At 59.9% G+C, this 7073-nt stretch carries 6 protein-coding genes; all 6 read left to right on the plus strand.

Annotated features, from left to right (window positions below; genetic code table 11):
* The first annotated feature begins 21 nt into the window (after positions 1 to 21).
* Positions 22 to 636: a dethiobiotin synthase gene (gene bioD / locus VL547_RS11005; RefSeq protein WP_325577719.1), complete on the plus strand. Its 615-nt coding sequence runs from the start codon at positions 22 to 24 to the stop codon at positions 634 to 636.
* Between the two features lie 10 nt (positions 637 to 646).
* Positions 647 to 1231: a 5-formyltetrahydrofolate cyclo-ligase gene (locus tag VL547_RS11010; protein WP_325577720.1), complete on the plus strand. Its 585-nt coding sequence runs from the start codon at positions 647 to 649 to the stop codon at positions 1229 to 1231.
* Positions 1218 to 2288, plus strand: coding sequence for a tetraacyldisaccharide 4'-kinase (gene lpxK, locus VL547_RS11015; protein WP_325577721.1), 1071 nt, complete (start codon positions 1218 to 1220; stop codon positions 2286 to 2288). The genes VL547_RS11010 and lpxK overlap by 14 nt, the downstream gene beginning before the upstream one ends.
* Complete coding sequence (gene rnr, locus VL547_RS11020; RefSeq protein ID WP_325577722.1) at positions 2285 to 4468, plus strand: ribonuclease R; 2184 nt, start codon at positions 2285 to 2287, stop codon at positions 4466 to 4468. Before lpxK ends, rnr begins: the two co-directional genes overlap by 4 nt.
* Positions 4469 to 4482: 14 nt before the next feature.
* Positions 4483 to 5448, plus strand: coding sequence for a polyprenyl synthetase family protein (locus VL547_RS11025; protein WP_325577723.1), 966 nt, complete (start codon positions 4483 to 4485; stop codon positions 5446 to 5448).
* Positions 5449 to 5478: 30 nt separating this feature from the next.
* On the plus strand, positions 5479 to 7073 hold a 1595-nt coding region (locus tag VL547_RS11030), incomplete at its 3' end, for an amino acid permease (RefSeq protein ID WP_325577724.1).

Below are 7073 nucleotides of genomic sequence, written 5' to 3' on the forward strand. Positions count from 1 at the left end.
TTCAACAGAGAGTAGTAGCACATGAGCGTTGTTTTTGTGACGGGGATCGGCACGGGGGTCGGCAAAACGCTGGCCTCGGCCGTGGTGGCGGAGGCGTTGGGCGCCACGTATTGGAAGCCGGTACAGACCGGCGACGAATCGGATGCCGCGTACGTGGCCGCGCGGTTGACGCGGCCGAAGATCCATCCAGAGGTATATCGCCTGGCCCTGCCGGCGTCCCCCCATATCGCGGCCCGCGAAGAAGGCGTGGAGATCGACCTGGAAAAGATCGTCGAAGCCCTCCCTGACGGGGATGTCGTGGTGGAAGGCGCCGGGGGGTTGCTGGTGCCGCTGAATGGCGACGACTTTATGGCCGACCTGGCCCAGCGCCTGGATGCCAAAGTAGTGCTGGTGAGCCGCAACTACCTCGGCAGCATCAACCATTCCCTGCTGACCGCGCGCGTTGCCCTGGAATGGGGGCTGGACGTCGCGGGCTGGGTATTTAACGACCGGTTCGGCGACTACGAAGACGACATCGTCCGCTGGAGCGGGTACCCCGCGTTGGCGCGGATGCCGCTCACCTCCAATCCCGATGCCGCGTTCGTGCGGGGCATCGTTGAAGAATGGGGGCCGCGGCTTCGGCAGGCGCTGCGCTAAAAAATAACCGATGACCAAAAAGGAGGCGCGGACATACTACCTGGATAAGCGCATGAGTCTGCCGCCGGCGGAACGCGCGGCTATGGCCGCCGCCGTCCTGGAGCAATTCAAAAAGGCGCTGGCACGGCCGTTGGGCGCGGCGCCGCTGAGGGTCGCGCACGTCTATCAGCCGATCCTCGCGAAAAAAGAAATGGACACGCTCCCCTTTATCCGCTACCTCGAAGCGGCCAATCCCGGCCTGACCCTGGCCATTCCACGGGTGAGCGGGGAGACGGACCTGGAGCATTTTATATGGGATTCGGGCACCTTCCTGACGGAAAGCGCCTGGGGAATACCCGAGCCCTTGGAGGGCGTCGTGGTTTTGCCGGAGGCGATAGACCTGGTATTGGTGCCGTTGCTTATTTTCGACAAAGAGGGCTACAGGGTGGGGTATGGGAAGGGGATGTACGACCGGTTCCTGGCCCAATGCCGGCCGGATGTGGTCAAAGTCGGCCTCAGTTTTTTCGAACCGATTGACAAAGTGACTGATCGGGGAGAATTTGACGTACCTTTGTCTATCGGAGTGACACCTACGCAGTTGTATGAATTTGTATAACCTCACCTTTCAATCCATCCGTTTCTTGCTATTGCCGGTGGCGCTTGTCTATGGAGCGGTGGTGTGGGTGCGCAACAAGCTCTATGACCGAAACATCCTGAAGGGCGCGACCTTTAATATGCCGCTGATCTGCGTGGGGAACCTATCGGTGGGAGGGACAGGGAAGTCGCCGATGACGGAATACCTCCTGCGGTTGCTACAACAAAGGTACGAGGTCGCCACTCTGAGTCGCGGCTACAAACGCAAGACGCGCGGTTATGTCCTGGCAACGGATCATACGACCGCCCTGGAGATCGGCGACGAGCCGATGAGTTTCCACCTCAAATTCCCAAAGGTCGCGGTCGCGGCAGGTGAGGAGCGGCTGGTGGCGATCCCGCAGCTGCTGCAGGACCGGCCGGACACACAGGTCATCATCCTGGACGACGCCTTCCAGCACCGCCGGGTGAAGGCCGGGCTGAATATCCTCTTGACGGACTATAATAACCTGTACACCAGGGACTTTTATCTGCCTACGGGGGACCTGCGGGACTGGCGGGGCGCGGCCGCCAGGGCGAACATGATCGTGGTAACCAAATGCCCGCGGGATTTGACGGACGAGCAGCGGCGGCAGGTCACGGCGGAGATTGCCCCGCGCGAAGGGCAGCATGTATTTTTCGCGACGCTGGAATACGGGCACCCCTATCACATCGCCCACAACGGCACCCAGGCACTGGACAAAGACCTGGAAGTGCTGCTCGTGTGCGGGATCGCCAATCCGAAGCCGCTGAAACAATACCTCGAAACCCAGACGGCGAGTTTCGAGGTAATGGCATACAACGACCACCACATCTTTACGATCGACGACCTGAAGGCCATGCGGCGCCGGTTCGAACAGATGCCGGCGAGTCATAAAATCCTGCTCACCACCGAAAAGGACGGGGTCCGGCTGCTGAAGTTCAGCCAGGAGCTGGACCACCTCCCACTCTTTGTCCTACCCGTACGACACCGCCTCCTGTTTGGGGAGGAGGACTTATTCAATTCCACCATTTTTACATTTATTGACAATTTTCATATATGAAAAAAAAGAAAAACACCGCCCACTCTTATAAAGGTACCCTCGATATAGCCCGCTCGGGCATTGGTTACGTGATCGTGGACGGACTCGAAAGAGACATCCTGGTAAAACCATCCGATTTCAACACGGCTTTCCACGGCGACACCGTTCGTGTGGAGGTCACCAACGCCAAGGCGGGCGGCCGTACCGAAGGCCGCGTCGCCGAGGTCCTCGAACGGAAACAAACCGAATTCATCGGCCGCCTCCAGGGCGGAGGCCAGACATTTTTTATAGCCGACGGGCAGAAGCCCGTACCCGACTTCTTTATCCCCGCGGATAAGTTAAGCGGCGCCACGGACGGGGACCGCGTAGTCGCCAAGATGGTCTCCTGGAACAAGGGCGAGCGCCGGCCCCTCGGCGAGGTCATCGCCATCCTCGATCCCGAGGACTCCAATGACATGGCGATGAAGGAGCTCTTGCTGGAGAAGGGTTTCCCGCTGGATTTCGACGACGACGTGCTGGAAACGGCGCTGCGGTTGCCGGAGGCGATCACGGCTGACGAGGTTAGAAAACGCCGCGACTTCCGCAAGACGCTCACCTTTACGATCGATCCGGTCGACGCCAAGGACTTCGACGACGCCTTGTCGTTCCGAAAGGTAAAGAAGGACCTTTTTGAGATCGGCGTACACATCGCGGACGTGAGCCATTTCGTGGAGCCGGATACCGAGCTGGACAAGGCCGCCTATCAGCGCGCTACGTCGGTGTACCTGCCGGACAGGGTGTCGCCGATGCTCCCCGAGCGTATTTCGAACGAGCTCTGCTCACTGAGACCGAGGGAGGACAAGTATACTTTTGCCGCCGTTTTTCAGATAAATTCAAAAGGCGAGATCAAGGAAACCTGGCTCGGGCGGACGCTGATCCATTCCGACCACCGGTTCACCTATGAAGACGTGCAGGAGATCATCGAGACCAAGGACGGGTTGTACCTGGAGGAGGTCCTGACGCTCAACAAGCTGGCCCAGCAGTTCCGCAAGAAACGGATGGAGCACGGCGCGATCAACTTCTCCAGCGTGGAGGTCCGGTTCCAGCTCGACGAAAAGGGCAAACCCGTGGGGATCGTGCTCAAGGAAAGCAAGGAGGCCCACCAGCTTATCGAGGAGTTTATGCTCCTGGCCAACAAGGCCGTAGCCGAGTACGTGGCCAAGATCAAGATCGATGGCCAGCCCGTGCCGTTCCCGTACCGGGTGCACGACGACCCCGACGAGGAAAAGCTGAAGCCCTTTGCCGAGTTCGCCAAGAAATACGGCCATACATTCGACATGTCGAGCCCCGACGCGATCGCGGGCTCTTTCAACCAGATGCTCCGCGACGCCCAGGGCCGGCCCGAGCAGCACGTGCTCGAACAGCTCGGTATCCGCACCATGGCGAAAGCGATCTACGCGACCGAGGACATCGGGCACTATGGTCTCGGTTTCGAGCACTATTGCCACTTTACGTCCCCCATCCGACGGTATCCCGACGTGATGGTGCACCGCATCCTGCAGCGCTGTCTGGACGGACACCCGCCGCTGGACAAAAAGATGGACCAGAAGTGCCGGCACACCAGCGAACGCGAACGCGCGGCGATGGAAACCGAGCGCGCCGCCAACAAATACAAGCAGGTCGAGTATATGCGGCAGTTCCTCGGCGATACCTTTGACGGCGTCATCAGCGGGGTCGCCAGCTTTGGCTTCTGGGTCGAAACCGTGGCCACGAAGTGCGAAGGCCTGGTGAGCCTCAACAGCCTGCTCGACTTTGACGAGTTCCGCCACGTCGAAGAGGACTATTGCCTCGTCGGGATGCGCAGCGGGCGCGTCTTCCGCATGGGCGATAAGGTGCGTATCCGCGTAGTGGCGGCGAACCTGGAGAAGCGGCAGCTCGACTACGAGTGGGCGCCGACGGAGGAGGAGGCCGCCGCGGGCGGGGAGATGCCGCGCCGGCGCGCGATCCCGCGGGGCGGATCGTCGCGGGGCGGCGGTTCGAAAGATCGCTCGCGCAAAACGGCGTCCCGCGGCGGCGACAAGCCTCGCGGCGACAAACCCCACGGCGGCGCGCCGGATCGCGGCGGCAAAAAGGCGTCCCACGATGGCGCACCAGACTGGGCGCCAAAGAAATCGAAAAAGGGCGGAGACAAAGGCGCAAAGAAATCCGATAAGCGCCGATAACTTATATTTGTGCGATGACTCCTTTTGAGGATTTACTGCGGCAGTTCGAGGCGCGTTTTTCACGCCGTCATTTCCCGGAAACACCAGCGACCCTGTACGATCCGGCCCAATATATCCTGGGCATCGGGGGGAAGCGCATACGGCCCGTGCTCTGTCTGATGGGGAACGAGCTGTTCGACGCCATCCGCCCCGACGCCTTTGAAATGGCCACCGCGATCGAGCTCTTCCACAACTTCACGCTGATCCACGACGACATCATGGACAAGGCGCCTCTCCGCCGGGGGCACGCCACCGTCCACGCCAAATGGGGCGAAAACAGCGCCCTGCTGGCCGGCGACGTCATGCTGACGATGGCCTACGAGTACCTCAACAAGATCGACCTTTCGTATACGCGCCGGATTATGTCGCTGTTCAACCGGACGGTGCTGGAGGTATCCGAAGGCCAGCAGCTCGACATGGATTACGAGCAACGGAGCGACGTCACCCTGGAAGAATACCTCCACATGATCACCCTCAAGACCTCCGTTCTGCTGGCTTGCAGCCTGAAGACCGGGGCCATCATCGGGGGCTCCAGCCAGGGGAATTCCGAGCACCTCTACCAGTTTGGCAAAAACCTCGGGATCGCCTTCCAGATCCAGGACGACTACCTGGACGCCTTTGGGGACCCTGCCAAGTTCGGAAAGCAGGTTGGGGGCGACATCATGGCGGGTAAAAAGACGTTCCTCATGCTCCATACGCTAAAGACGTGCACACCCGCCCAGGCGTCGGAGCTCCAGCATTGGATGACCGTCCCGGGCCGCGACCGCGTCGAGGGGGTTTTATCGATCATGCGCGCCTGCGGGGCGGATGGCTGGGCCGCCGACCTGAAACAACACTACACAGGGCTGGCCATGCAAAACCTCGAGGACGTGGCGGTCCTCAGCGGCCGTAAAGAAGCGCTGCGCCGGCTGGCGGGAGACTTACTCCAGCGGGATCATTGATTTTCTTTATCTTAGACCAAACTTGTGTACATGGCCTCTCTGATGCGCCGCAAATCACTGGACAAAATCGTACAAGAACACCAGGCGGGTCTGGGAGACCATAGCGAATCGCTGCGACGCGTACTGGGGGTGAAAGACCTGACCCTCCTGGGGGTGGCCGCGGTCATCGGGGCGGGGATCTTTTCCACCATCGGGAACGCTGCGTATAACGGGGGCCCGGGCGTCATATTCCTCTTTATCATCACGGCCGTAACCTGTGGGTTTACGGCTTTGTGTTATGCGGAATTCGCCAGCCGGGTACCGGTAGCGGGTAGCGCCTATACCTATTCCTACGTAACGTTCGGCGAAGTCGTGGCCTGGATCATCGGCTGGGCGCTGATCCTGGAATATTCCATCGGGAACGTGGTGGTGGCGATCTCGTGGAGCGCCTATTTCAACAACGTCCTCAAGGCGTTGCACATATTCCTGCCGGACTTCCTGACGATCGGGCACAACACGGCCCAGATGGCGTACGAGGCGGCCGTTGCGCAACATGCTGCGCTTGTTGGGCCCGCCGCGATTTATGCGCACGCGCCGGTGATCGCGGGATGGCATTTCATCATCAACCTGCCGGCCTTTATCATCATTTGCCTGATCACCGCCCTGGCCTACGTCGGGATCAAGGAAAGCAAGAAGAGCGCCAACTTCATGGTCATGCTCAAGCTGGTGATCCTGGCCATCGTGGCCGCGGTGGGCGTGTATGTCATCTTCTCCAACAACACCTTTTCGAACTGGTCGCCCTTCCTGCCCAACGGCATGACGGGCGTGCTCAAGGGCGTATCCGCCGTTTTTTATGCGTATATCGGCTTTGACGCGATTTCCACGACCGCCGAAGAGTGCGGCAACCCGCAGCGGGACCTGCCCAGGGGGATGATCTATTCGCTGGGGATCTGCACCGCGATCTATATCATCATCACGCTCGTGATCACCGGGATGGTGAACTATTCGGAGTTCGCCGGCAAGGCCGACCCGCTGGCCTTTGTCTTTGAAAAGATCAACATGCAAAAGCTCGGCTTCGTGATCTCCGTGGGCGCGGTCGTCGCCGCCACGAGCGTGCTGATCGTCTACCAGATCGGCCAGCCGCGTATCTGGATGAGCATGAGCCGGGACGGGCTGCTTCCCAAGCCGTTTGGTCGCGTCCACCCCCGTTTTCATACGCCTACTTTCTCCACCATCGTTACCGGCCTCCTGGTCGCCATACCCGTCCTCGTGGTCGACGACGCCCTGATGACCGACCTGACCAGTATCGGGACGCTTTTTGCCTTTGTTCTGGTGTGTGGCGGGGTCCTGATGCTCCCTAAGGTCGAAAAACAGCCCGGGCGGTTCAGCCTGCCCTATATCAACGGGCGGTGGATCATACCGGTGCTGTATATCCTCTTCGTCGTCATGTTCCGCGGGCGCGTCGGTGACGATATTACCCATTTTTCCTCCGAAGGGCACGAGGAAATCCTATTCCTGGTCTTCGTGCTCCTGGCCGGTATCATTTCTATCCAGTCGTTTGTTCGTCAGTACTCGCTTATACCCATCCTGGGAATGCTTTGCTGTATGTACCTGATGATCGAGATCCCCGTTAAGAGCTGGGTGGT

Source organism: Dinghuibacter sp., assembly GCF_035492835.1.
Taxonomy (GTDB): Bacteria; Bacteroidota; Bacteroidia; order Chitinophagales; family Chitinophagaceae; genus Dinghuibacter.

Excerpts from the sequence above, each read along its gene's own strand:
- bioD (WP_325577719.1), top strand. The coding sequence starts at position 22 with ATGAGCGTTGTTTTTGTGACGGGGATCGGCACGGGGGTCGGCAAAACG.
- VL547_RS11010 (WP_325577720.1), top strand. The coding sequence starts at position 647 with ATGACCAAAAAGGAGGCGCGGACATACTACCTGGATAAGCGCATGAGT.
- lpxK (WP_325577721.1), top strand. The coding sequence starts at position 1,218 with ATGAATTTGTATAACCTCACCTTTCAATCCATCCGTTTCTTGCTATTG.
- rnr (WP_325577722.1), top strand. The coding sequence starts at position 2,285 with ATGAAAAAAAAGAAAAACACCGCCCACTCTTATAAAGGTACCCTCGAT.
- VL547_RS11025 (WP_325577723.1), top strand. The coding sequence starts at position 4,483 with ATGACTCCTTTTGAGGATTTACTGCGGCAGTTCGAGGCGCGTTTTTCA.